Source organism: Nostocoides vanveenii (genome assembly GCF_039531165.1).
GTDB lineage: Bacteria > Actinomycetota > Actinomycetes > Actinomycetales > Dermatophilaceae > Nostocoides_A > Nostocoides_A vanveenii.
In genome coordinates this window covers 17,726-42,664 of sequence record NZ_BAAAPN010000049.1, presented here as the reverse complement: position 1 = coordinate 42,664, position 24,939 = coordinate 17,726, and the positions used below count along the sequence as shown (strand labels likewise).

The 24,939-nt window shown below is 68.1% G+C and carries 22 protein-coding genes; 6 read left to right on the top strand and 16 right to left on the bottom strand.

Annotation, left to right across the window (positions count from 1 at the left end; genetic code table 11):
- Positions 1-102: 102 nt before the first annotated feature.
- The 5 genes from xylB to ABD209_RS10915 all read right to left on the bottom strand — a co-directional run bounded on the left by xylB (position 103) and on the right by ABD209_RS10915 (position 6,272).
- A complete protein-coding gene (xylB, locus tag ABD209_RS10935) occupies positions 103-1,518 on the bottom strand; it encodes a xylulokinase (RefSeq protein ID WP_344066022.1) in 1,416 nt (471 codons plus the stop codon).
- 105 nt (positions 1,519-1,623) lie between these two features.
- Positions 1,624-3,108: a mannitol dehydrogenase family protein gene (locus ABD209_RS10930; RefSeq protein ID WP_344066019.1), complete on the bottom strand. Its 1,485-nt coding sequence runs from the start codon at positions 3,106-3,108 to the stop codon at positions 1,624-1,626.
- 2 nt (positions 3,109-3,110) lie between these two features.
- Positions 3,111-3,974 (bottom strand): carbohydrate ABC transporter permease, encoded by an 864-nt coding sequence (locus ABD209_RS10925; protein ID WP_344066016.1) that lies wholly within the window; start codon positions 3,972-3,974, stop codon positions 3,111-3,113.
- Entirely contained in the window at positions 3,971-4,906 is a 936-nt protein-coding gene (locus ABD209_RS10920; protein ID WP_344066014.1) for a carbohydrate ABC transporter permease, read from the bottom strand. The genes ABD209_RS10925 and ABD209_RS10920 overlap by 4 nt, the downstream gene beginning before the upstream one ends.
- A gap of 4 nt (positions 4,907-4,910) precedes the next feature.
- Positions 4,911-6,272: an ABC transporter substrate-binding protein gene (locus tag ABD209_RS10915; RefSeq protein WP_344066012.1), complete on the bottom strand. Its 1,362-nt coding sequence runs from the start codon at positions 6,270-6,272 to the stop codon at positions 4,911-4,913.
- 135 nt (positions 6,273-6,407) lie between these two features.
- Here ABD209_RS10915 and ABD209_RS10910 point away from each other — a divergent pair, with 135 nt between their 5' ends.
- On the top strand, positions 6,408-7,376 hold the full coding sequence (locus ABD209_RS10910; RefSeq protein WP_344066009.1) for a sugar-binding transcriptional regulator: 969 nt from the start codon (positions 6,408-6,410) through the stop codon (positions 7,374-7,376).
- Here the strand turns inward: ABD209_RS10910 and ABD209_RS10905 are convergent.
- Together ABD209_RS10905 and ABD209_RS10900 are read right to left on the bottom strand one after the other, a co-directional pair.
- On the bottom strand, positions 7,366-8,187 hold the full coding sequence (locus ABD209_RS10905) for an SOS response-associated peptidase (protein ID WP_344066006.1): 822 nt from the start codon (positions 8,185-8,187) through the stop codon (positions 7,366-7,368). The two genes, ABD209_RS10910 and ABD209_RS10905, sit on opposite strands and share 11 nt — an antisense overlap.
- 6 nt (positions 8,188-8,193) lie before the next feature.
- Positions 8,194-9,006: a nucleotidyltransferase domain-containing protein gene (locus tag ABD209_RS10900; RefSeq protein WP_344066003.1), complete on the bottom strand. Its 813-nt coding sequence runs from the start codon at positions 9,004-9,006 to the stop codon at positions 8,194-8,196.
- Between the two features lie 109 nt (positions 9,007-9,115).
- On the opposite strand from ABD209_RS10900, the gene ABD209_RS10895 reads away from it, so the two are divergent.
- The 3 genes from ABD209_RS10895 to rsgA are packed head-to-tail and all read left to right on the top strand — an operon-like array spanning position 9,116 to position 11,959.
- Complete coding sequence (locus ABD209_RS10895) at positions 9,116-9,658, top strand: DoxX family protein (RefSeq protein WP_324385637.1); 543 nt, start codon at positions 9,116-9,118, stop codon at positions 9,656-9,658.
- A complete protein-coding gene (gene aroA / locus ABD209_RS10890) occupies positions 9,645-10,943 on the top strand; it encodes a 3-phosphoshikimate 1-carboxyvinyltransferase (protein ID WP_344066000.1) in 1,299 nt (432 codons plus the stop codon). The genes ABD209_RS10895 and aroA overlap by 14 nt, the downstream gene beginning before the upstream one ends.
- Entirely contained in the window at positions 10,940-11,959 is a 1,020-nt protein-coding gene (gene rsgA, locus ABD209_RS10885; protein WP_344065997.1) for a ribosome small subunit-dependent GTPase A, read from the top strand. The genes aroA and rsgA overlap by 4 nt, the downstream gene beginning before the upstream one ends.
- Before the next feature lie 53 nt (positions 11,960-12,012).
- On the opposite strand, the gene ABD209_RS10880 is transcribed toward rsgA, so the two are convergent.
- The 5 genes from ABD209_RS10880 to ABD209_RS10860 form a co-directional block, all read right to left on the bottom strand.
- Positions 12,013-13,155, bottom strand: a complete 1,143-nt coding sequence (locus ABD209_RS10880; RefSeq protein WP_344065994.1) for an ABC transporter ATP-binding protein — start codon at positions 13,153-13,155, stop codon at positions 12,013-12,015.
- Positions 13,148-14,179: an ABC transporter ATP-binding protein gene (locus ABD209_RS10875; protein WP_344065991.1), complete on the bottom strand. Its 1,032-nt coding sequence runs from the start codon at positions 14,177-14,179 to the stop codon at positions 13,148-13,150. Before ABD209_RS10875 ends, ABD209_RS10880 begins: the two co-directional genes overlap by 8 nt.
- 5 nt (positions 14,180-14,184) lie before the next feature.
- Positions 14,185-15,114, bottom strand: a complete 930-nt coding sequence (locus ABD209_RS10870; protein WP_324385632.1) for an ABC transporter permease — start codon at positions 15,112-15,114, stop codon at positions 14,185-14,187.
- Positions 15,107-16,033 (bottom strand): ABC transporter permease, encoded by a 927-nt coding sequence (locus tag ABD209_RS10865; RefSeq protein WP_344065988.1) that lies wholly within the window; start codon positions 16,031-16,033, stop codon positions 15,107-15,109. The genes ABD209_RS10870 and ABD209_RS10865 overlap by 8 nt, the downstream gene beginning before the upstream one ends.
- 188 nt (positions 16,034-16,221) lie before the next feature.
- On the bottom strand, positions 16,222-17,910 hold the full coding sequence (locus ABD209_RS10860) for a peptide ABC transporter substrate-binding protein (RefSeq protein WP_344065985.1): 1,689 nt from the start codon (positions 17,908-17,910) through the stop codon (positions 16,222-16,224).
- 274 nt (positions 17,911-18,184) lie between these two features.
- Between ABD209_RS10860 and hisN the strand changes: the two genes are divergently transcribed.
- Entirely contained in the window at positions 18,185-18,967 is a 783-nt protein-coding gene (gene hisN / locus ABD209_RS10855; protein ID WP_344065982.1) for a histidinol-phosphatase, read from the top strand.
- A gap of 91 nt (positions 18,968-19,058) precedes the next feature.
- On the opposite strand, the gene ABD209_RS10850 is transcribed toward hisN, so the two are convergent.
- From ABD209_RS10850 to ABD209_RS10840, 3 genes are all read right to left on the bottom strand, one after another.
- Positions 19,059-20,417: a M16 family metallopeptidase gene (locus tag ABD209_RS10850; RefSeq protein ID WP_344065979.1), complete on the bottom strand. Its 1,359-nt coding sequence runs from the start codon at positions 20,415-20,417 to the stop codon at positions 19,059-19,061.
- Positions 20,417-21,700: a M16 family metallopeptidase gene (locus ABD209_RS10845; protein ID WP_344065975.1), complete on the bottom strand. Its 1,284-nt coding sequence runs from the start codon at positions 21,698-21,700 to the stop codon at positions 20,417-20,419. Before ABD209_RS10845 ends, ABD209_RS10850 begins: the two co-directional genes overlap by 1 nt.
- Positions 21,701-21,762: 62 nt before the next feature.
- Positions 21,763-22,347: a hypothetical protein gene (locus ABD209_RS10840; protein WP_344065973.1), complete on the bottom strand. Its 585-nt coding sequence runs from the start codon at positions 22,345-22,347 to the stop codon at positions 21,763-21,765.
- A 383-nt stretch (positions 22,348-22,730) separates the two neighbouring features.
- On the opposite strand from ABD209_RS10840, the gene ABD209_RS10835 reads away from it, so the two are divergent.
- The gene (locus tag ABD209_RS10835; RefSeq protein ID WP_344065970.1) at positions 22,731-23,519 is read left to right on the top strand and encodes a CPBP family intramembrane glutamic endopeptidase; all 789 of its coding nucleotides are present in this window, start codon (positions 22,731-22,733) and stop codon (positions 23,517-23,519) included.
- Between the two features lie 26 nt (positions 23,520-23,545).
- Here ABD209_RS10835 and ABD209_RS10830 read toward each other — a convergent pair whose 3' ends face one another.
- The gene (locus ABD209_RS10830; protein ID WP_324385624.1) at positions 23,546-24,937 is read right to left on the bottom strand and encodes an NAD(P)/FAD-dependent oxidoreductase; all 1,392 of its coding nucleotides are present in this window, start codon (positions 24,935-24,937) and stop codon (positions 23,546-23,548) included.
- Positions 24,938-24,939: the final 2 nt, after the last annotated feature.

Below are 24,939 nucleotides of genomic sequence, written 5' to 3'. Positions count from 1 at the left end.
CCTGACCGTAACGCGCGGCGGCTCCAACGGTCCGCCCACGAGATCGTCCGTCCTGGCTGCCCGTCGCGGCCACGGCCGACCGGCTCGCCGCACTAGGCCGCTTTAGACAACGCCGTAAAGAGCGCGGACGGCGTCGCGATACCGGCCGACGATCTCGGCACCGGCATCGGGTGCGCCGGGCTCTGCGCGCACGTCCAGCGAGATCTCCCACGGCGGCGGCGCGTCCGCCCCGGAGAGAGTCCACGCCGCCTGGCGCGCGGCACCCAGACCGACATACTCCCCCGCGGCCGGCACCACGACCGGCAGCCCGAAGAGCTGGCACGCAATGTCTTGCACCGCCACGGAGGCAGAGGCCCCACCGATCAGCAGAATCCGCTCGACAGCGACGCCGTGGTCACGCAAAGCTCCTACTCCCGCAACGAGATTGAGCAGCATGCCCTCGACATGTGCCCGGGCGAGATTCTCGGGCGTGGCGTTGGCGCGGGTCAGCCCGAGGAGGGTGCCGGTCGACTGCGGAAGGTTCGGTGTGCGCTCCCCGTCGAGATAGGGAATCAGCGTCAGCCCGCCGGCCCCTGGTGCGGCTGCCAGCGCGAGCCGGTCGAACTCGGCATAGTCCACGCCCAGCATCGCCGCCCCCGCATTGAGGACGCGGGCCGCATTGAGGGTGCACAGCAGCGGCAGGTAGCCACCCTCAGCGTCGGCGAACGACTGCAAGGCGCCGCTGGCGTCGACAACGGCTTCGGTATGCCGCGCGAACACCGTCCCCGACGTCCCGAGCGACACCACGACGTCGCCAGGGAGCAAGCCGAGCCCGAGCGCCGCGCCCATATTGTCGCCGGTGCCCGGCGCGACGATCATCCCCGACGCGGTGCGTCCCGCGACCTCGTGGGGAGCCAGCACCGTCGGCACTTCGACGGTTCGGCCCATCGCCAGGTCCATCACATCGGCGCGATAGTCCTGGCTGTGCGCCGACCAGTAACCGGTCCCCGAGGCATCGCCGCGATCGGTGACCCAGCGCTGAAAACCGTTGCCGTCCTTAAGGATCTGGCCGGTGAGCCAGTCGTGCGGCAGGACGCAGGTCCGTGTCCGAGCCATGCTGTCGGGCTCGTTCCGTGCCAGCCACCGCAGCTTGGTCGCGGTGATCGCGGCCACCGGAACTACACCGATCTGCTCGGCCCAGGCCTGGGCTCCGCCGAACTCCTCGACCAGGTCCGCCGCGGCACCGGCGGAGCGGGTGTCATTCCACAACAGGGCCGGACGGACCACCTCGTCACCATCGTCGAGGGTGACCATGCCGTGCTGCTGGCCACCGACCGCGATGGCCGACACGCCGTCGAGCAAGCCATCCGCACCGGCCTGCTCATAGGCGGCCCACCAGTGCCGCGGGTCCACCTCGGTCCCGTCTGGGTGGGGGGCCCGGGCGGTTCGGACGATCGCCCCGGTCTCGGCATCGCAGACCACGATCTTGCATGACTGGGTCGAACTGTCGACCCCGGCCACGAGGGTCTGTGCGCTCATGGGCATCTCCTCACGACTCAACTGTTGCCATCCTGGCACGGGCGCACGAGCGCCGGGGCCAGGCTGATTTGCCCGACCCCGGTGCGCATGCGCCCTCGGGGGTACTTAGCCGGCGGCCGCGTTCTCCAAGGTGGTGCGGGCCCCCACGTCGTGCAGGCTCGCGAGATGGCGCCGGTAGGCGCCAGTGAATCGCTCGTCGTCGGCGAGGTCGCCGAAGAAGTCGCGATCCCGGATGAAGGCGAGGTCATCGCCGGCCTGCGCGGCCGCCGCGGCCATCACCTTCTCCTTGAACCGGTCCACGACCTCGATCGGCTCGCCTTGCTCGTCGCGCCCCTCGGCATACCGCGCCCAGGAGGCGACGATCAGCGCCGAGCGGTCGATCTGCCCGCCATTGGCGAGGTTGATCTTGATGACCGGGACCAGCCACTTCGGGATGCGGTCCGAACTCTCCGCGCATAGCCGCGCCAGCGTGTCGCGCACCTCGGGGTTGGCGAAGCGCTCGATGAGCTGATGGCGGTAGGCGTCCAGATCGACTCCGGGTACCGGCGGCAGCGTGGGACTGCCTTCGTTCTCCATGTAGTCGAGGAGGAACTCCACGAAGAGCGGATCCTGACAGACCTCGTGCGCGTAGCGATAACCGCTGAGGTAGCCCAGATAGCACAACGCCTGGTGGCTGGCGTTGAGCAGCCGGAGCTTCATCAGCTCGTACGGCACGACGTCCTCGACGATCTGGACGCCTACGTTGTCGTATGCCGGTCGGCCGGCGGCGAAGTGATCCTCCAGCACCCACTGCGTGAAGGGTTCGCAGACCACGGGCCATTGATCGGCCACGCCGAAGCGTTCGGCGAGATCGTCGATATCCGCGGGCGCGGTGACCGGGGTGATCCGGTCGACCATGCAGTTGGGAAAGGGGATGTTCGCGCGCATGTAGTCCGCCAGGTCGGCGTCCTTCATCGCGGCGAACGCGAGAATCATCTTCTTGGCGACATCGCCATTGCCCGGCAGGTTGTCGCAGGACATCACGGTGAAGGGCGGTATGCCGGCATCCCGCCGCATGCGCGCCGCCTCGGTGATGAACCCGAAGACGCTCTGCGGCGGACCGCCGCCCGCGAGATCGGCCTCGAGAGCCGCTCCCTTGGGGTCGAACTCCCCGGTCACCTGATTGACGTGATAGCCGCCCTCGGTCACCGTCAGCGAAACGATTCTGGTGGCCGGATCGGCGAGCCGGTCGAGTACGGCCTGCGGGTCGTCGGGCGCGAAGAGGTAGTCGATCATCGAGCCGATGACCGTCGCATCCCGCGAGCCGTCCGGATGCTTGACGACGAGTGTGTAGAGGCAGTCCTGCGCCTGCATGGCATCCCGCATCCGGGCATCGCCGGGCATGGTGCCCACGCCGACGATCCCGAAGTCGAGATTCTCGCCGTTGTTCATCAAAAGATCGAGATACATCGCCTGATGCGCACGGAAGAAGCCGCCGACGCCGAAGTGCACCATTCCCGGTGTGACGGCGGAACGGTCGTATGCCGGCCGGGCCACCTCGGCGGGCAGCCCGCCGAGGGTGGCCGCGGACAGCGGGGTGGGGTCTGACATCGTCAGCGCACCGCCCCCATCGACAGACCCTGGACCAGCTTGTCCTGCGCCGCGAACCCGGCCACCAGTACCGGCAGCGACACCACGAGCGAGGCCGCGCAAACCTTGGCCAGGAAGAGGCCCTGGCTGGTCACGAAGCCGGTCAGATAGACCGGAGCCGTCTGGCTGACCGTGCCGGTCAGGACCCGGGCAAAGAGCAACTCGTTCCAGCTGAAGATGAAGCAGATCAGCGCGGCCGAGGCCAGACCGGGCATGACGACCGGGGCGACGACCTTGCGCAGGGTCAAGATCAACCCGGCGCCGTCTACCTCGGCCGCCTCCAGCATCTCCGAGGGGACCTCGGCGAGGAAGGAGCGCAGCATCCAGATGGCGATCGGGAGGTTCATCACCGTGTAGAAGATGATGAGCAGCCAGATGTTGTCCAGCAGCCCGACCTTCTTGGCGAACAGGAAGATCGGCAGCAGGCCGGCCACGACCGGCAAGAACTTCGTCGACAGCAGGAAGAAGAGCACGTCCGACCACTTGCGCACCGGGCGGATCGAGAGCGCATAGGCGGCGGGGAAGGCGAGCGCCAACACCAGGAGGGTGGAGACGACACTGGCCATCACCGAGTTGATCAGCGAGGGCCACGGCCCCGACGCGAAGAACGACCGGTAGCCCCCCAGGGTCAACGGTGCCGTGAAAGACGGCGGGTTCGTTGCTGCCGCCGATTCGGAGTGGAAGCTCGTCAGGATCATCCAGAGAACCGGCGCGACGAACAGAAAGCCGACGATCCACGCGGCTGCCGAGAGCAGCAGGGAAGAACGCGGCGGCTTGCGGAAGTTGACCTGCTGCCCGTTGGACAGGGTCACCGTTTTCGTGCTCATCGCTGGTCCTCCCGGAAGATGCTGAAGACCGTCCGCAGGGCGATCGTCGAGACGATGATGGTCAAGATCACGACCACCACGCCGGCCGCCGACGCCAGGCCGTAGTCCTGTCCGGTGTAGAAGGTCTCGTAGATGTAGTACGGCAGGTTCGCCGTGCCCAGACCGCCACTGGTGATGGTGAAGACATGGTCGAAGTTCTGGACCACGTAGATCGTGCCGAGCAGGCCGGCGAGCTCGATGTACTGACGCAGGTGCGGCAGCGTCATAGTGGTGAAGATCTGCCATGGGCTGGCGCCATCGATGCGGGCAGCCTCGACGACATCCATGGGGCGAGACTGCAGGCCTGCCAGCAGGATCAGCATCATGAAGGGCGTCCACTGCCAGACGATCGCGAAGATGATGGACCACATCGGGTGCTCACTGATCCAGTCCGGTTGCGGGGCACCCTTGCCGAAGATCTTGGTCAGCATCCCGTTGAACAGGCCGTACTCGGGGTTGTACAACGCGTGCTTCCACAGCAGCGCCGCCGCGACCGGGACGACCAAGAAGGGAGTGATCATCATCGTGCGGACGATGCCCTGGCCGAGGAACTTCCGGTCCAGGAGCAGCGCGATGACCAGCCCGAGGAAGAGCGAGATCAACACGACCGACGCGGTCAGCAAGACGGTGACCCAGATGGCCTTGCGAGCCGCCGGGTCGGTGAGCACCGTCTTGAAGTTGGCGCCGGCATTGAAGCCGCGCTCATCGGGATAGTAGGCATTCCAGTTCATGAACGAGGCGCCGATCGTGAAGACGAACGGCAACTGCGTCACGAAGAAGACCAGGACCATCGCCGGGAGGAGAGGCATCCTGCGCGCCCAGTCACCTGAGCGCGCGAGGCTGCTCCTCTTCGGCATGGCTGCCCTGGCCCCCTTGGTGGGGGTGGCAGCCATGGGTCTACTTCTTGTACTTCGCGGCGACGTCCTCGGCGAGCTTCTGGCCCTGGTCGAGGGCCGCGCCGACGGTCGTCTGGCCGGCGATCGCGCTGCTCACCAGCTGGCTGACATCGGTGCCGAGCTTGGGGAACTCGGGGATGCCGATGAACTGGATGCCGGGCGCCGGGCGCTTCTGGACGCCGGGGTTGTTGGGGTCGGCACCTTCGATGGCGGCCTTGGTGGCCTCGGCGAACGCGCTGGCGTCCTTCAGGTAGTCGGCGTTGGCATAGGTCGAGGCGCGCTTGCCTGCGGGCACGCGGCTCCAGCCGAGCTCCTTACCGACCAACTCTTCGTACTCCTTCGAGGACGCCCAGGAGATGAACTTCCAGGCGTTGTCCTTGTTCTTGCTGGCCTCCTGAATCGACCAGGACCAGGTGTAGAGCCAGCCGGAGCTCGCGGTCTTGTTGACCGGCGCCGGGGCGTAGCCGAACTTGCCCTTGGTCGGGCTGTCCGCGGACTCCAGCGAGCCGGCGGCGGACGTGGCGTCGTACCACATGGCCGTCTTGCCCTGCATGGTGTTGTTCAGGCACTCGGTGAAGCCGGCCTGCGGGGCACCGGCCTCGCCGTGGGCCTTGACCAGGTCGACATAAAAGTTGACGGCTTCCTTGAACTCCGGCGCGTTGACGCCCGGGGTCCAGTCCTCGTTGAACCAGGTGCCGCCGAAGGTGTTCACGACGGTGGTCAGCGGGGCGAAGATCTGGCCCCAGCCGGGCTGGCCGCGCAGGCAGATGCCCTTCATCCCGGACTCGGCGCCGTCGAGCTTGGCGGCGAGGTCGGCGACCTCGGCCCAGGTGGGCTTGGCGGGCATGGTCAGGCCCTTGGCCTCGAGAACGTCCTTGCGGTACATCAGGAAGGAGGACTCGCCGTAGAAAGGCTCGCCGTAGACCTTGCCGTCGACGCTGAGCGAGTCGGTCATCGGCTTGAGAATGTCGCCCTGGTTGAAGGCGGTGTCTGAGGTCGTGTAGGATGTCAGGTCGGCGACCCACTTGTTCTTGGCATAGATCGGGATCTCGAAGTTCGAGAGCGAGGCCACGTCATACTGGCCGGCCTGGGAGGAGAACTCCTGCGAGATCTTGGCGCGGACGTCGTTCTCGGGAAGAACGGTGTAGTTGACCTTGATGCCGGTCTTCTTGGTGAAGTTGGCGTCGGTCAACTTCTGCAGATCCACCATCTGCGGGTTGTTGACCATCAGGACGTTGATGGCGCCACCACCGCTGCCCGTGCCGCCGCCGCCCCCGCCGCCACCTGCGCCGGAACAGCCCGCGAGCGCGGTCGCCACGAGCGCGGTCGCGCCCGTGATTGCCAGGAACTTCTTGCCTGCCATCTGCTCTCCTCGTTGAGATTTGCGCCTCGCGGGGCATCCGCGGCTCGCTCATTTGAGCGTTCATGGCGCACATCTGAGTAAAGTGGTTGCTCTGACCTCTTGTCAAGAGGCTCCCGGTTCCGATGAGATAACGTCGTGGCCGAATCGCTGGGACCCCATGAGCGTGCTCTCGCCGCCGCGGTCGCGAGACGCCACTACCTCGCCGGCGAGTCGAAGGTCGATATCGCATCGGCGCTGGGCATCAGCCGCTTCAAGGTGGCCCGGCTGCTCGATGCCGCCCATGAATTGGGCATGGTGCGCATCGAGGTCGTCGACGACGGGCTGGTCGACATGGAGCTGAGCCAGTGCCTCAAGGAGACCTACGGCCTGCACCATTGCTCGGTCGTCGTGGCGAGCCCGGATGCCGGGCGTGGGCGAGGCGATATCGGCCGGGCGGCGGCGGACCTGCTCACCGAGATCATCACGCCGTCGGACGTGCTGGGCCTGCCCTGGTCCCGGTCGGTCGCCGACCTGATCGCCGCGCTCACGGCGCTCCCCCCGATCCCCGTCGTCCAGTTGAGCGGATCACTGGTCGTTCCCGGCGAGACGCGCAGCCCAGTGGACATCGTCACTCGGGCCGCGCGGCTGGCCGGCGGCGAGGCGCACGTCTTCTTCGCCCCCTTGGTGCTGGACAGTGCGGCCTCGGCCGCGGCGATGCGACGCCAGCAGAGCGTGGCGGACGCCTTCGCCCAGGCCTACCGGGTGACGATCGCGGCGGCCGGTATGGGCGCGTGGAATCCCGAGTCGTCGACCATCTGCCGGGCCCTGTCGCCCGACGATCGTCAGGCTGCGGCCGACACGGGCGTGGTCGGGGAAATGATGGGGATCTGCTTCGACAGCGAGGGACGCCCGGTGGCCACCGCACTCGGGGAGCGCGTGCTCACCCTGACACCGGAGCAGCTTCGGGCCATTCCCGAAGTCATCGGCATCGTGCGAGGCGCAGCCAAGGCGGATGTGCTGCGTCCGGCCCTGGCCGGGCGCCTGGTGACCAGCCTGGTCGTGGACAGCGATCTGGCGAATGTCTTGCTGCATCCCTCGTCCGGCAGCGTCTCGGTCAGCCGATGATCTCGCTTGTCGTCGGGTCGACAACACCCACGAGTTCCGCTTCCGGGGCCGGATCGATCAGGTGCGGGCCGTTGTTGCGATTGGAACTGACATCCCGCGAGACGGGATAGGCCTCGAACCGCCCGGGTGCGGCATACGTCAAGAGGTCGGCGATCTCCTCGACGTCGGTGACTTCCGGCGCCAGCCAGCGCTCCCAGTCCGTCCGCTCCAGGATCAGCGGCTGACGGTCGTGGATGCGATCGAGTCCGGGCTCGGCCGCCGTGGTGAGCACGGCGAAGGAGACCAGCCACGCGTTCGGGTCATCGGGGTCGGTGACGCGCTTGTCGCGCCAGAACTCGTAGAGGCCGGCCATCGCCAGCGACGCCCCGTCGCCGCGCCGGACATAGAAGGGCTGCTTGCGCGGCTTGCCTTTGGCATCGGTCGCGGTCGGCGAGAGCTGCCACTCATACCACCCCGCGGCCGGGACGAGCGCGCGTCGCGCGCGCAGCGCCTTGCCGTATGCCGGCTTCTCGGCCACCGACTCCGCGCGCGCATTGATCATGCGCGCCCCGACCGAGGCATCCTCGGCCCAGGCCGGGACCAATCCCCAGGTCAGCAGCCGTAACTGGCGCACGGGCACGCCGTCGACCGCTCGCGTCAGGACGACCGGCCCTTGTTTGGTCGGCGCCATATTCCAGTCCGGCGTGCCCGCCGGCGGGTGCTGGGGATTGACGAGCACTGAGCGGCTCGGCTCCTCGTGCCGGTCGAGTTCGACGTCGAACTCCTCGATCAACTCATCGAGATCCGCGCTCGCGGCGTAGCGGCCACACATCGGTGATCAGTCCTTCCCGATCGTCTCGGGGACCCAGGACCGGAAGAAGTCACTGAGGCGGGTGTAGTCCGGCGGGGCTGGCCGGCGCTCGTGGCAGGTCGCGGCAGCGGCGAGCTGTGCACTGACAAACTCGCGCACGGGCAGTGGCGCGATGCCCTCGCCCATCTCCCGGCCGACGGCCTTCGCAGCTAGCAAGTCCTCGACCGGCTGCAGGAGGGCCGCAGGCGGGTCGCACTCGGCGAGCAGCTCGCGCAGGGTCATCGGCGGGATCGACGAGCCGGGGTGGACGAGCAGCCACCGGACGGCGGCGGCGGGGCGCAGGGCATAGAAGAGCTTCTTCAGCGGCACCGGCAGGCCGGCGGCCGCGTCGGCGGGCCAGTTCTTCATCGCAACGTGCGCGTAGTGCCGCACGATCGCGGCCGGGTCCGCCACGTCCGCAGCGAGCTCGGTAAGGGCGGTTCGGAAGGCGAGGTCACCGCCGTACACGATCGGAGACCGCGCCCATTCACCGAGGACCGCGTTGCCGTTGGCCAGCAGGCGGACGGCCTTGACCAGGTCCCAGCCGGCAATGTCCTGCACGGCGTCGACAGGAAGGCCAAGAACGTCCCGAGCAGGCCAGGGCGTCAGATAGTCGGCCACCGTGCGGACATAGACAAAGCGCAGGTCATAGTCGCTGTCGGGTGATGGGAAGCCCCACGCGCGACTGCCCGACTCCACCGCCAGCAGGACCTTGACACCCTCGGCGCGGGCCAGATTGGCGAGGGCGCCCTCCAGCGCCCCCACCACCCGCGCGTCCATGGTCTCGGGAATGGCGCGCACGCCTAGAGGTTACGGTGCCGGGCAGGCTGGATCGGTCGCCGACGGTGCCGTCGTCGGTATCGGCGTCTACGGTAGGACGTGAACCGCCTTCCCCCTCGAAAGAGAACCGATGACACTCGTTCGCCGCATCGCCCGGCCATTGCTCGCGTCCATTTTCGTCTACGGCGGCCTGGACGCCTTTCGCCACCCGAGCGCCAAGGCGCCCGCCGCCGACAAGGTCGTCAAGGCGCTCGCTGGCCCGCTCGGGTTGCCCGAGGACACCGAACTGCTGGTGCGGGCCAATGGCGCGACCATGATCGCCGGCGGTGGCCTGCTCGCGTCGGGCCGCTTCCCGCGCCTGGCCTCGCTCGCGTTGGCCGGCAGCCTGATCCCCACCACCGTCGCCGGCCATCCCTTCTGGAACGAGACCGACCCGGCCAAGCGCGCCCAGCAGCGGCTGCAGTTCGTCAAGAACCTCAGCATCCTCGGTGGCGTTCTGCTCGCGGCGGTCGACACCGCCGGCAAGCCCGGCCTCGCCTACCGTGCGCGGATGCTCGGGGATGCCGCCGGCCGCACCAAGGCGTCGGTCGCCAAGGACGCGCGGTATGCCGCCCGCACCGCCAAGCGGGAAGCTCGCCTGAAGGTGGCCCAGGCCTCCGATGCCCTCGGCTGATCCCGGCGACTGGGCCGCACCCGCGGCAGCGGGCCCGGTCGATGCCATCGTCACCCTGCCCGGCAGCAAGTCACTCACCAATCGCTATCTCGTGCTGGCCGCCCTCGCCGACGATGCCTCACGGCTGCGGCTGCCGCTGCGCTCTCGCGACACCCTGCTGATGACTCAGGCGCTGCGCGACCTCGGTATCGACATCGTCGACGCTGCGGACGACGCCCGCGACTGGATCGTCACGCCCGGCCCCTTGCGCGGCCCGGCCCAGATCGGTTGCGGCCTAGCGGGGACGGTCATGCGCTTTGTCCCGCCGGTTGCCGCGCTGGCGGACGGCCCGGTGACCTTCGACGGCGACGCTCAGGCTCGGATCCGACCGATGAGACCGGTGCTCGATGCGCTGCGCGCCGTGGGCGCCAGCGTCGATGACGGCGCTCGGGGCAGCCTGCCTTTCGTCATCGGCGGTCAGGGGCACGTCCCTGGCGGGTCGGTCACCATCGACGCGTCCGCGTCCTCGCAGTTCGTTTCCGGTCTGCTCCTCGCCGGCTCGCGATATGACGACGGGCTGACGGTGACGCATGTCGGCACGCCCTTGCCCAGCGAGCCGCATGTCGCGATGACGGTGGAGACCATCCGCGATGCCGGCGGCATCGTCGATGACAGCGAGAGCGACACCTGGCGCGTGGAACCCGGGCCGCTGTCGGGACTCGACGTCGTCGTCGAACCCGACCTGTCCAATGCCGCGCCCTTCCTCGCGGCCGCGCTGGTCACCGGCGGAAGCGTGCGGATCCCTGGCTGGCCGCACCATACGTCCCAGGCCGGCGACGCCTTGCGCGACATCCTCGACATCATGGGCGCGGAGGTCCGCCTCGAACGCGGCGGGTTGACCGTCAGCGGCACGGGCACCATCAATGGTCTCGACATCGATCTGCACGACGCCTCGGAGTTGACCCCGGTGGTGGCGGCCCTCGCCGCCTTCGCCGACGGGCCGAGCATCATCCGCGGGGTCGCCCATATCCGTGGGCACGAGACCGACCGCATTACGGCGCTGAGCCAGGAGTTGCAGCGTGCCGGTGTCGGCGTGCACGAGCGGGCGGACGGCCTGCGCATCACACCCGGACGACTCACCCCGTCGCCCTGGCGCACGTATGCCGATCACCGCATGGTGATGGCCGGTGCCGTCATCGCGCTCTCGGCTGCCGGCACGCGCATCGAGGATCCGGGCACGGTCGCCAAAACCCTCCCCACTTTCATCGCCTTGTGGGATGCCATGCTTGCCGGCAGCGGCCGGTGAGCCGGCGCGACCTCGACGAGGACGACGTCCGGGTCCGGCCGAATCGCCGTGGCTCGCGGCCCCGGTCGAAGGACCGGCCGCGCCACGAGGACGCCACGATCGGCTTCGTGACGGGCGTTGATCGCGGCCGCTACACCACCCTGGTCGATCAGGGCGGCTCGGATGAGCGGATCGTCCTGGCCATGAAGGCGCGCGAGTTGGGCCGCAAGGGCATCATCGTCGGCGACCGGGTCGCCCTCGTCGGCGACCTCGGGGGCGGGCCGGACGCCCTCGCCCGGATCGTGCGGATCGAGCCGCGGGCCAGTGTGTTGCGGCGCAGCGCCGACGACACCGACCCGGTCGAACGCGGCATCGTCGCGAATGTCGACCAACTCGTCGTCGTCGCCGCCCTGGCCGATCCGCCGCCACGACCGCGGCTGATCGATCGCTGCCTCGTCGCCGCGTATGACGCGGAACTTGACCCGCTGCTGGTGCTCACCAAGTCCGACCTCGTCGACCCGAGCGACTTCGTGGGTCAGTACGCGCCCCTGGAGGTGCCCTATGTCGTCACGTCCGACCGGGGCGCGCAGTTCGACGGGCTGGAGAACGTCCGCGCCCTGCTTGCCGGCCGGGTCAGCGTGCTGGTCGGTCACTCGGGCGTCGGCAAGTCGACCCTCGTCAATGCCCTGGTCCCGACGGCCGACCGCGCGACCGGGGCCGTCAACGACGTGACCGGACGCGGACGGCATACGTCCACGTCGGCGGTCGCCCTGCGGCTGCCGGGCGGCGGGTGGGTCATCGACACCCCCGGAATCCGGTCCTTCGGGCTCGCCCACGTCGACCCGCAGCGCATCATCGAGCACTTCCCCGACCTCGAGCCCGGCACCGCCGAGTGTCCACGCGGGTGCACCCACGACGAAGAGGAGTGCGCCCTGGACGCCTGGGTGGCCTCCGGTGCGGCCGGGCCGGCCGGCCCGGCACGCCTGGACAGCCTGCGCCGCCTCCTACGCACCCGAACCGCCCAACAGGGCGACTGATCCCGGCCCTGGGCACCGACAACGTCGGCCGCGACCGGGATCCGCTGAGATGATCAGGGCTCGGAGTCGCCGGGGACACCGGAGCCTTCCGCTTCGACCAGAGTGGCCACCGGGGCACCGGCCGGGTCGGCGACATCGCTGTGGTCGGTGACGCCCTTGTCGAAGAGCAGGCTGGTGTTGTCGGCGACCGTCGTCTCGACAATGGTCCGCACTTCGGCGAAATGACAGGCGGACCGGTGCTGCGAGACCCCGTCCGGGTGCTCGACCAGCTGCGGCTCCTCGACCTTGCACACTTCCTGCACCTTCCAGCACCGGGTGTGGAAGCGACAGCCCGAGGGCGGGTTCGCCGGCGACGGGACGTCGCCGACCAGCACGATCTGCTCGCGCTTGTGCCGAAGCGTCGGGTCGGGCACCAGGACGGCCGAGAGGAGGGCCTGGGTGTAGGGGTGGTGGGGCCGCTCGTAGACCTGGTCCTCATCGCCCAACTCGGCCATCTTGCCCAGGTACATCACGGCGACCCGGTCGGAGATGTGGCGGACCACGGACAGGTCATGTGCGATGAAGACATAGGACAGGCCGAGTTCGGTCTGCAGTTTCTCCATGAGATTGACGACCTGCGCCTGCACCGAGACATCCAGCGCCGAGACCGGCTCGTCGCAGATCAACACCTTGGGGTTGAGCGCGATGCCGCGGGCGATACCAATGCGCTGGCGCTGACCACCGGAGAACTGGTGGGGGAAGCGGTTGATGTGCTCGGGATTGAGCCCGACCTTTTCCAGCAACTCCTGGACCGCCCGCCGGTGGCCGCCCTTGGGCACCACGTCCGGGTGGATCTCGAAGGGCTCGGCGATGATGTCGCCGACCGTTTTGCGCGGATTGAGCGAGGTATAGGGGTCCTGGAAGACGATCTGGATGTCGCGCCGCAGCTTGCGCATATCGCGCGTGCTCTGCTTCTGCATCTCCACGCCTTGGAACTCCACGCTGCCCGAGGTGGGCTCCTCCAGGCGCATCAACAGCCGCCCGAGCGTCGACTTGCCGCAGCCGGACTCGCCCACCACGCCGAGCGTCTCGCCCTGGTAGAGCTCGAAGCTGACGCCGTCGACCGCCTTGACCTGGCCCACCGTGCGCCGCAGGATGCCGCCCTTGATGGGGTAATGCTTGACCAGGTCGGTTGCTTTGAGGATGACCTCAGGCACCGAGCACCTCCTTGGAGAAGTGGCAGGCGGACGACCGGTTGGGACCGACCTCGAGCAGGTGCGGCCGCTCCGTGCGGCAGATGTCCTGCGCCATCGCGCACCGCGGGTTGAAGGCGCAGCCAGGCGGGATTCGCATCAGGTTCGGTGGCAGGCCACCGATGGCCGCCAGCTCCTGACCCTTGAGGTCGAGGCGCGGGATCGACTCCAGCAGGCCCTTGGTATAGGGATGCGCCGGGCGGGAGTAGATGTCGAAGACATCGGCCTGCTCGACGATCCGGCCGGCATACATGACGGCGATCCGGTCGGCGACGTCGGCGACGACGCCGAGGTCGTGGGTGATCAGGATCAACCCCATCTGGCGTTCTTCCTGCAACTCCTGCAGCAAGCCCATGATCTGCGCCTGGACGGTCACATCGAGAGCGGTTGTGGGCTCATCTGCGATGAGCACGGCCGGGTCGAGCGCGATCGCCATCGCGATCATGATGCGCTGACGCATCCCGCCCGAGAACTGGTGCGGGTACGCCTTGACGCGCTGCTTCGCCGCCGGGATGGAGACCCGCTCCATCAGACGCACGGCCTGGGCATACGCATCGGACTTGTTCATCCCGCGGTGCTCGCGGAACATCTCGGCGATCTGCCAGCCCACCGGGAAGGTCGGGTTCAGCGAACTCAGCGCATCCTGGAAGATCATCGAGACCTCTGGGCCGCGCGTCTTGCGTCGCTGCTCCTCGGGCATCGTCAGCAGGTCCTGCCCGCAGTACTTGATGACGCCTTCGGGGATCTGCGCGGGCGGCATGTCAAGGATGCCCATGATCGCCTGCGCCGTGACCGACTTGCCCGACCCGGACTCACCGAGAATGGCGAGGGTCTGGCCCTGGTCGAGGGTGAAGTTGACGCCATTGATGACCGTCGCCGTGCCATAGCGCGTATGGAAGTGCACGTGGAGGTTCTCCACGTCGAGCAGGCGCCCGTCTTGCGGTTGGTACTGGGAGGTCGCGGCGGACGTTGCCGTTGCAGTCGCCATTGCTGTCACCGGCCCTTCGGGTCGAAGGCATCGCGGATCGCGTCACCGAGCATGATGAACGCGAGCACGGTCAGCGAGAGGAAGATGCTCGGGAAGACGAGGAACCACCAGGCCTGCCGGATGTAGGGCAGCGAATCCGAGATCGCGACACCCCAGCTGACCGCCGGGGCCACCAGCCCGATGCCGAGGAAGCTCAGCGTGGCCTCGGCGCCGATGTAGGCACCGAGGTTGATCATCGAGACCACCATGACCGGTGCCATCGCATTGGGCAGGATGTGGCTGCGGATGATGCGCCAGGGACTCGCCCCCAGCGCCTTGGCCGCCAGGACGTATTCATTCGGTTTGACCTGGAGCACCGCGCCCCGCATCAGCCGGGCAATGCCGGGCCACCCCAGGACCGACAGCGCCAGGACGACCTTGCCGACGATCGAGGCATAGCTGGAGTTCGCGGTGTTGGGGAAGGTCGACATGAACAGGATGCCGCCGAGCAGGAAGGGGATGGCGAAGAAGACATCCGTGATGCGCATGACGATGCTGTCGAGCCAGCCGCCGTAGTAGGCGGCCACGGTGCCGATCGCGACACCGAGGAGGCTGGTGAAGAAGGTGGCGAAGAGGCCGACCAGGATCGAGGCCCGAGCGCCGTAGATCGTGCGGGCATAGACGTCGTAGCCCTGCAGGTCGCGGCCGAACCATTGGTCGGACGACGGCGGGGTCAGGCTCTTGGCCAAGACCCCGTCGTTGGGATTGATGCGGGTGAACAGCTGCGGGAAGATCGCCATCACCACGAAAATGGTGATCAGGATCAGCGAGATCACGAAGAGCGGATTGCGCCGCAGTTCCTTCCAGGCCTCCTGGCTCAGGGACTGGGCCTCGCCGACACTCTGGTCGTCGGGAGAAGTGGTCTGGGCGTCGGCCGCGAGCGTCGCTTCAGTCATGGCTGATCCTTGGGTCGAGCACACCGTAGAGCAGGTCGACGATGAGGTTCATGAACAGATAGACGATGACCAGCATGGTGACCGCGCCGACCACGGCGACGCCGTCACGGTTGTGGATGCTGGTGAAGATGTAACCGCCCACGCCTCTGATGTTGAAGATGCGTTCGGTCACGATCGCCCCGCCGAGCAGGCCGCCGAAGTCGGCGCCGAGGAAGGTGACCACCGGAATCAGGCTGTTGCGCAGCGTATGGACGCCGATCACGCGTCTTCGCGTCAAGCCCTTGGCCACGGCTGTTCGGACGTAGTCGGCCCGGAGGTTCTCGGAGAGGTTCGTGCGGGTCAACCGCGCGGCATACGCCAAGGACAAGGAGCCGAGCACCAAGCCGGGTAACAACAGGTCGTACCAACCCGGCGGGTTCTTCACGGTGACGGGGAACCAGCCCAGCCGCAGGCCGAAGACGGTCTGCGAGAGCGAACCGATGACGAAGATCGGGATGGAGATGACGACCAGCGTGGAGATCAGGACGAGGTTGTCGATGAACTTGCCCTTGCGGATACCCGAGAGCACGCCGGCCGCGATGCCGACAACGGTCTCGAAGAGCAGGGCGATGATCGCCAACTTCAAAGTGATGACATAGCGCTTCTGCAACTCATCCAGGATGTTCAGGCCCTGGAAGGTGGTCCCGAAATCCCCGTGCAGCAGGTTCCCGAGGTACTTGAAGTAGCGGATGAACAGCGGGTCATCGAGGTTGTTGTCGGCCCGGAATTTCTCGGCGAAGGCGGCCGGGCAGGGCCGCTCACCACACTTGCCGGCCAGCGGATCGCCGGGCAGGGCGAAGACCATGGCAAAGATCAGGAAGGTCGATCCCAGGATCACCGGGATCATCTGCAGCAAGCGTCGGATGATGTATTTGGTCATCGGACCTCCGAGCCGTCGTTGGATGGAAGTGGCGGTTGCGTCGGGGAGACACTATCCCCACGTGGCGGGGAAACCGCTATGGGGCACATAAAACGGCCGTGGCCCGCCGACGGGGAACCGTCGGCGGGCCACTGCTTATGGCGATGCGGTGGAGCTGAATGCGCGCACCCGCACGGCCGTGGGAATGCTCAGGACTTGACGGTGACTGAGGCCAGGTCGATGGTCCCGAACGGGGTGATCTTGACGTTCTCGACCTTGTCGGACCAGCCGGCGATGGCCTTGCCGTACCACATCGGGATGGTCGGGAAGTCCTCGCCGAGAACTGCTTCGGCTTCCTGGTACTTCGCGTTGGCGGCAGCGGCCTCCGGAGCGGCAGCGGCTTCCTTGATCAGGGTGTCGAACTTGTCCGAGGAGTAGTCGCCGTCATTCGAGCCGGCGCCCGTGCCGTAGAGCGGGGCGAGGAAGTTCTCGATCGACGGGTAGTCCATCTGCCAACCGGTCCGGAACATGCCCTTCATCTTCCGGTCGGTGATGAGGGTGCGGAAGGTCGCGAAGTCGGGGTAAGCGACAGCCTTGCAGTCGACGCCCAGAGCGCTCTTGATCGTGTTGCAGGCGGCCTCGGTCCAACCCTTGTGGTCACCGTCGGCGTTGTAGCCGAGAGTTAACGTCCCCTTGTAGCCGCCGGACTCGTCGAAAAGGGCCTTGGCCTTGGCTGCGTCGTAGGTGCACGCCTCGCCACAGGCGTTGGCCTTGTAGCCGTCGACAACGGGCGAGACCCAGCCGGTGGCGGGCTCACGGGTGTTGGCGAGGATGGCCTTGATGATCGACGGCCGGTCGATGGCCATCGAGATGGCCTTGCGCAGCTTGGGGTTCTCGTAGCTCTTGTCGGCCTTGGGCGAGGGGAAGCTGATCGTGGCGATGTTGCCGGTGGCCTTCTCCGCGAAGCGGTCGGGCAGGTCGTTCTTGTAGGCCTCACCCTGCAGGGCGCTGACGGGGAGCGGGACCTGCAGGTCGGTCTGGCCGGCCTGGACGTCCTTGTAGGCGGCGTCCTGGTCCTGGTAGATCTTGAAGGTGATCTTGTCGACCTTGCCGGCGAAGGAGCCCGCGTAGTCGGGGTTCTTGACGAGCACGGCGCCCGTGGCGGGGTCGTAAGACTCCATCTTGTAGGGGCCCGCGCCGATCGGCATCTTGCCGTAGGCCTTGCCGTTGTCGGTGAAGAAGGAGTCGGGCAGCGGCGCGAAAGCGCTGTAGCCGAGGCGAACCGGGAGGTTCGAGACCTTCTCGGTGGTCTTGATGGTGAAGGTGTGGTCGTCGACGACCTTCAGGCCGGAGAGCTTGTCGGTCTTGGCCGGCTTCTTCTCACAGTCGGGCGCGTCGTTGCCGTCCTTGTCCTTGCTCAGGCCGCAGTCCATGTCGGCGGCGCCGTCGATGACGTCGAAGAAGTAGGAGTTCAGGGTGCCGTTGGCGCCGGCGCGGTTCCAGTTCCACGCGTCGACGAAGTTCTTGGCCTTGATCTCGGTGCCGTCGCTGAACTTGTAGCCCGGCTTGATCTTGACGGTGAAGTTCTGGTTGTCCGTGGTCTCGATCGACTCGGCCACATCCATCTCGGGGGCCGCGGTCTCGCTGTTGTAGTGGACCAGGCGCGCGAGGACCTCATCAAGCATGTCGCCGCCACAGGTCTCATTGGTCATCGCCGGGATGAACGGGTTCTGCGGGGTGCAACCGACGATGCTGATCTCGCCACCGGCGGCGGCCGCCGTGTTGCCGGTGTTCCCCGCGGAGCCCGAGGCGGTCGAGCCTCCGCCGCCGTTACAGGCCGCCGTGAGCAGCGCCAGCGCCGAGACACCGGCGAGCGCGATCGTGCGAGTTCCTCGCATGGATTTCCTCCTACTGAATTTAGGCCGCCTCTGGTCGAGACGGTGGCCCGAAGCCTGCATCCCCCGATCGGGGCCGACCTCGCGCGCGCCGCAATGCGCCGCGCTCCCCTATGTAAGTCCACGAATCCGACAATGGCGACACCGGCGCGTGCTCCGAGACAAAAATGTGACCCGCGAGGAGCTTCCGGTGACGATTCGGGGACATTCCGCGACGCGCACGGGAAAATTGTGACGGATGAGACCCACGCGGGTGCAGACAGTTACGGTTGCGATCATGCCGGCATACGATGATGACCTGCGCCTGGCCCATGTGCTCGCCGACGCTGCCGAGCGAGTGACCATGGCGCGCTTCAAGGCCGAGGATCTGGCCATCGAGGCCAAGCCGGATCTGAGCCTGGTCAGCGACGCGGACCGCACTGCGGAGGAAGTGCTGCGGACCCAGTTGTCACGCACCCGGCCGCGCGATGCGGTCCACGGCGAGGAGTTCGCGGACACCGGGCACGGGCCGCGGCGTTGGGTGATCGACCCGATCGACGGCACGCACAACTTCGTGCGCGGCGTGCCGGTCTGGGCCACCCTGATCGCCCTGCTCGACGGCGACGACCCGGTGATGGGGCTGGTGGCAGCGCCTGCGCTGGGCCGGCGCTGGTGGGCGGCCAAGGGCACCGGCGCCTGGACAGGGCGCAATATCACCGCGGCGAAGCGAATCGGCGTCTCGGGCGTCCGCGAGCTCTCGGATGCCTCCTTGTCCATCTCCAGCCTCAGCTCGTGGGCGACGGCCGGGCGGTTGCCGCAGATGACCGCGTTGATGGCGCGGTGCTGGCGCGATCGGGCATACGGCGATTTCTGGTCGTACATGCTGGTCGCGGAAGGCGCAGTCGATATCGCGAGCGAGCCGGAGCTCGCGCTCTACGACATGGCGGCCCTCGTGCCCATCGTCACCGAGGCGGGGGGCCGCTTCAGCGGCCTCGACGGCCGGGACGGCCCCTTCGGCGGCAACGCCGTCGCGACCAATGGTCATCTGCACGACGCGGTCCTGCGCGCCTTGGCTCACTGAGACACCCCTCGAAGTTCTCCGCTCCTTCGTCGCTCCGATACTTCGTGGGGACCCCGGTCCAAACGACTTTCGCAACACGGCCTACGCGCGGTCAGTTCGCGACGACCGTCACCTGGCCGCGCCCCAGGGTCCCCAACTGATCGGCGTATGCCGTGGCGTCGCCGACCACGATGATGGTCCACTCCCCCGTGACGAACCGGCCGTAGGCCTGCGTCAGGTCCTCGGGCGTCAGGGCCGCCATCCGGTCGAGATTGGTGGTGGTGAAGTCGAGGTCCAGGCCGTCGAGCACGAGTGCCGCCGCCTCCTCGGCGACGGCGTCGGCCGTGGCGTAGCGGCCCGGTGCCGTGTTGCGGATGAAGTCGACGCCATCTCGGCATTCGGCCTGGCTGAACCCCGCCCGGGCGTCGTCGAGGATGCCCAGCAGGAGCGTCAATGCATCGGCCGTCACCTCCGTGCGAACCGACCCAGCGGTCACGAAGAGTCCGCCCGCCCGGCGTGGCCGGAATGAGGCACGCATGCCGTAGGTGTAGCCCTTCTCCTCCCGCAGAACCGCGTCGACGCGGGCGTTGGGCGAGCCGCCGACGACAAAGCCGAGGACCGGATAGGCCGCCCAGGCGGGCTCGACATGGCGATCTGGCCCCGGGCCGGCAACCGTGATCTCGCTCTGCACCGAACCGGGCCGATCCACCAGCACAATGCGCACCGCGTCCGGCGCGCGGAGCGCCGGGCGTGGCTCGGGCTCGACCGGCCGCGGCAGCGGTGCCCACGCGCCGAAAGCGTCGGCGACGAGCGCCGAAACATCGGTGTCGCCGAAATCTCCGGCCAGCACCAGCGTCGCGTGGGTCGGCCCGATGTGGGCACGATGGAAGTCCGCGACGTCAGCGCGGGTCAGGCCCTTGACGGTCTCGATCGTGCCCGCCGTGGGCCGGCTGGCGCGCTCGCTCGCGTCGAAATAGGTCGCGGCGAGTTCTTTGGCGGCGCGGTGCGGTGCCGAGGCACGCTCCTGCTCGATCTCGGCGAGCCGGGTACGCACAAGCCGGCCGACCTGCTTCTCGGGGAAGCTGGGGGTGGCGATCGCCGCACACATCAGCTCCAAGGCCGCGGGCAGGTTGCGGGCCGGCACATCGAGATCGACATGCAGGCCCCCGTCGCTTAGGCCCGCGCCCAAAGCGATGCCGCGTCGCTCGAGCAGTTCGGTGAACTCCTCGGTCGTATGCTGCTCGGTCCCTTCGTCGAGCAGGCGCGAGAGCAGCGAGATCACTCCCTCCTTTTCGCGCGGCTCCCAACGCACACTGAGCGGGACGATGAGGCGGGCGGCCACGACATACTGGCCGGGCACGTCGTACATGTGGACGGTCAGGCCATTGGCCAGGCGCGTGGTGGTGGGCGTCGGAAACTCCCAGCGGCCCGGGGCCGTGACCTCGGGACGAGCGATCGGTGCGGTGGTCATCAGGCGGCCTGGGCCTTCTCGGGAGTCAGATAGGAGACGACGGCCCGCGCGGACGGGGCGAGCCATTGGCGGGCGACGCGCGTGACGTCGGCCGCGCTGACCGCGGCCAGGCGATCGAGCAGGGTGTTGACGAAGCCCGGGTCGTTGTGGAGCAGGCCGTAATGGCTGATCAGATCGGCGCGCTCGTCCTGGGCGGCGAGCGCGGTGAGCCAGGAGCGCTCGGACTGGGCGAGGGCGGCTTCCATTTCGGCCGGGCTCGGCCCGTCCTGAAGGAAGCGGCGCAACTCCTCCAGGAGGGCCTCCTCGACCTCGGTTGCGCGGGCGCCCTCGGCCACGTCGATGGCGATCAGCCCGAGGGAGACGCCGTCGACGAACCCCATCGCGTGCGCCTGGACCGAGTTGGCGACCTGGTCCTCGCGAACGAGCCGGCGCACGAGCCGGGAGATGGCCAGCCCGCCGAGGGCTTCGAGGGCGAGGTCGGCGGCCAGGAAGTCCTGGTCATTCTCGACCGGGAGCCGGAAGGCGAAGTGCAGGCGGTCGTTGGGGACCTCGCCGACCACATCAAGGCGCACCGGCTCAGCCAGGGGCGGCAGTTGCCCGAGCACGGGACGCGCCGCGCCGGGGCGCGCGGGGAGGGCGCCGAAGTAGCGCTCGACCTTGGCGAAACCGTCCTCGGGCGTGATGTCGCCGACGAGCGTGATCAGGGTGTTGTCGGGCCGGTAGTGGGCCTCGAAGAAGGCATGCACATCGGCCACGCTCGCGGCATCGAGATCGGCCATCGACCCGATGGTCGGGTGGTGGTAGGGATGGCCCTCGGGGAAGAGGGTGGCGTAGATGTCGCGCATGACATTGCCGTAGGGGACGTTGTCGTAGCGCTGGCGCTTCTCCTCCTTCACCACATCGCGTTGGTTGTCGAGATTGGCCTGGTTGACGGCGTCGAGCAGGTAGCCGTGGCGGTCCGCCTCGAGCCAGAGCGCGAGGTCGAGGGCGCCGACCGGGATGGTCTCGAAATAGTTGGTGCGGTCGAACCAGGTGGTGGCATTCAGCCGCCCGCCCTGGGCCATCAGGGCGGAGAAGTGCTCGCCACTGGCGACCTGGCGCGACCCCTGGAACATCAGGTGCTCGAAGAGATGCGCGAAGCCCGTGCGCCCGGCCACCTCGTGACGCGACCCGACACCGACCCAGAGGTTGACGGTGACGGTCGGCACGCTGTGATCCGGGGAGACCACGATGCGCAGGCCGTTGGCCAGGGTGCGTTCGTGGATCGGATAGTCCAGAGGCATGGGGGTCACCCTAAGCCGAAGCGATTACCTACTCGTGGGGGTGCCGGCCCGTGGACGTTTCACTACTCGGTCGCATCGACCAGGTCGGCCCGGGCCGCCACCAGGCCCAGTTGGAAGCGGGTCTGGACGCCATGGGAATCCAGCAGGGCGGACAGTTGCCGGCTCAGGCTCCGCGTGGACATGCCCAGGCGGCGGGCGATGGCGTCGTCGGTCCGGCCGGCGGCCAGTTCGCGCAGGAGGGCGACCTCGAGATCACCGGGCAACGTCCCCTCGTCCGCCGGGGCCGCAACCGGCCGGCCCCGCTCCCACAGGAAACCGAAGATGTCGTGCAGGAGCGCGACGACGGCCGGGTCGGTGATCAGGCCGGTCGCCAGGGACGCTTCGAGGCGCTCGGCGTTGCCGAGGGTCGGGTGGGCCGACGCCACGGTCGCCCGGACGAGCGGCAGGATTTCGCCGATCCGGGCATTGATCGCCTCCGAACCGGTGAGGATCTCGGTCGTGGAGGCGCGCACCATGCGGCGGTAGTGCGGCGCCAGATCGCGCAGTCGCTCCCGGATGGCGGCGCCTGCCGCAGCGTGGCGTATGCCGTTTGCTCCCCCGCCGCGACCGCGGCTTCGGCCGCTTCGCCCGGGCTGCGCACCTCGCAACGCTCCTCCTGCCCCGTCAGCCGGACGAGATGCAGAGCCACCAACTCATCGAGGGCGTCGGACCAGCCTGTTCCGGCCTCGCGTCGAGCCGGAGTGAAGTCGCCATCGTGCGCGACCAACGCCAGGTAGAGGCGCTCGGCATCGTCACTGAGGGCGACCGGCCCGATGCCGCGCTCACCGTCTCGGTGCTCGAGCCCCGCCGCCATGCGGTCAATCTACTTAACGGCACTCACTGGCTGTCACCGGACAGGCGCCGATGCGCCAGGCCCGAAGCCTTGTCTCGAGTATGCCGGCGTGGACACCCTGTGCTCACCCGGTGCGCACCACCACGGTGGAAGACCTTGACTGGCAGCGCTTTTCACGCAACAACGAAAGGACGACCGATGTCCACGCCGATCTCAGCACCTGTCCACACACCCCCTTCCAATCGGCGGGACGAGCCGCGCGGCATGCCGGCGATCTGGCGCACCAGCCATCCGACGGTCTGGGGTCTGGTCCTGAGTGTTGGCGGGCTGATCCTGACCGCCGTCGGCGCGGGGTTCGCCGCGCAACGCCGGCTCGGCGATGAGGCGACGATCTGGACCCTCACGGGCTTCGTCGCGGTCTCCGCCCTCGTGGGCCTGACGGTGATGGCGCGCTCGCGACCCGGCCTCGCGGCATACGGCTGGCGCGCGCCGATCGGTATGCGGCGCATCGGCTTCGGGCTGCCCCTGCTGATCGCGCCGATCGCCGTGGCCACGACCTCGGACTTCGAGGTGACGAGGGCCACGGCTCTCGCCTATCTCGTGCTCACTGTGTGCGTGGGCATCAACGAGGAGGTGTGGTTCCGCGGGCTGGTCCTTGCGGCGCTGCGCGGGCTCGGTGACCGGCGCGCGGTCGTCACGGGCGCCTGCCTCTTCGGCGCCCTGCACCTGGCCAATGCCGGCTCCGGCAAGTCCGGGCTCTATCTGCTCCTGCAGGCGGTCTTCGCCGCCGAGGTGGGAGTGGTGCTCGGCGCTCTCGTCGCGCTGACGCGCAGCCTGTGGATCGGCGTGGCCTGGCACCTGGTCTACGACCTGACGGCCTATTGCACCGGCGACCGCCTCGACGGCCGTGCGCTGGCCGGCGTGATCGTCATGATGATCGTGCTGGCCGGTTACGCCACCTGGCTGCTGCCGAAAGTGCCCCGTTAGCGTTCTGGCGCCGCGATCGGTTGACGTCAGCCGGCCCGCAACCCCGACGCTCCCGGCTCGCCCGAGCCGGGAGCGTCGGGCGCGCTGGGAGCGGGCGATGCGTCGGGGTATTTGTGGCCGATCTCGTCGATGATGTTGCGCGCGAGGACCTGCTGCATGGTGGCGACCCGCTCGGAGCGGCCACGGCCGACGAAGCTGATCGCCCAGTGCAGGAGGGTGGTGATCCGCGACTTGAAGCCGATGATGTAGACGAGGTGGATGGCCAGCCAGAGCACCCAGGCAATGAACCCGGAGAAGCGCAGGTTGCCGATGCTCGCCACCGCACTGAAGCGCGAGATGGTGGCCATCGAGCCCTTGTCCTTGTAGGCGAAGGGCGCCGGGTCCGCTGGTCCGGTGAGGCGCTCGCGGATGCGGGCCGCGGCATACCGTCCGCCCTGGATGGCCACCTGTGCGACACCCGGATAGCCCTTGAGGGTGGCCATATCGCCGACGACATAGATCTCGGGGTGGCCGGGCAGCGTCAGGTCGTCGCGCACGGCGATCCGGCCGGCGCGGTCGAGGTCGGCACCGGTCTGCTCCGCGAGGACTTTGGCCAGCGGCGACGCCTGGACACCTGCCGCCCAGACCTTGGTCGCCGCCTCGATGCGGCGGCGGCCGGCGGCGTCCTCGATGTCGACGCCGTCGGCGTCCACACCGACAACCTTAGTGCCGAGAAGGACCTCGACGCCCATGCCCTCGAGTCGGGATTGCGCGCGCCCACCGAGGTGACTGCCGAAGCTGGGCAGCACCTGAGGAGCCGCGTCGAGCAGGAGGATGCGCGAGGTCGCCGGGTCGATGCTGCGGAACTGGTGCTTGAGCGTGCGGCGTGACAGCTCGGAGATCTGGCCGGCCATCTCTACACCCGTGGGTCCGGCACCGACGACGACGAAGGTCTGCAGACGCTCGCGGACCGCCGGGTCGTCGGCGAGCTCGGCCAGTTCGAAAGCACCAAAGATGCGACCGCGCAGTTCGAGAGCGTCGTCGATGCTCTTCATACCCGGGGCGAACTCGGCGTACTGGTCGTTGCCGAAGTAGGACTGACCGGCGCCTGCCGCGACGATGAGGGAGTCGTACTCGGTGACCGTCTCTTCGCCGAGGACATAGGACGTCACGAGGCGGCGCTCGACGTCGATCCGGGCCACCCGGCCCAGGAGCACGCGGGCGTTCTTCTGGCGGGCCAGCACCTCACGGGTACTCGGGGCGATCTCGCCCTCGGACAGGATGCCGGTGGCGACCTGGTAAAGCAGGGGCTGGAAGAGGTGGGCGGTCGTGTCGCTGATCAGGGTGATCTGGACATCGGTGCGCTTCAGGGCGCGGGCCGCGAAGAGCCCACCGAAGCCGGAGCCAATGATGACGACACGATGTTGACGATCGGACACGA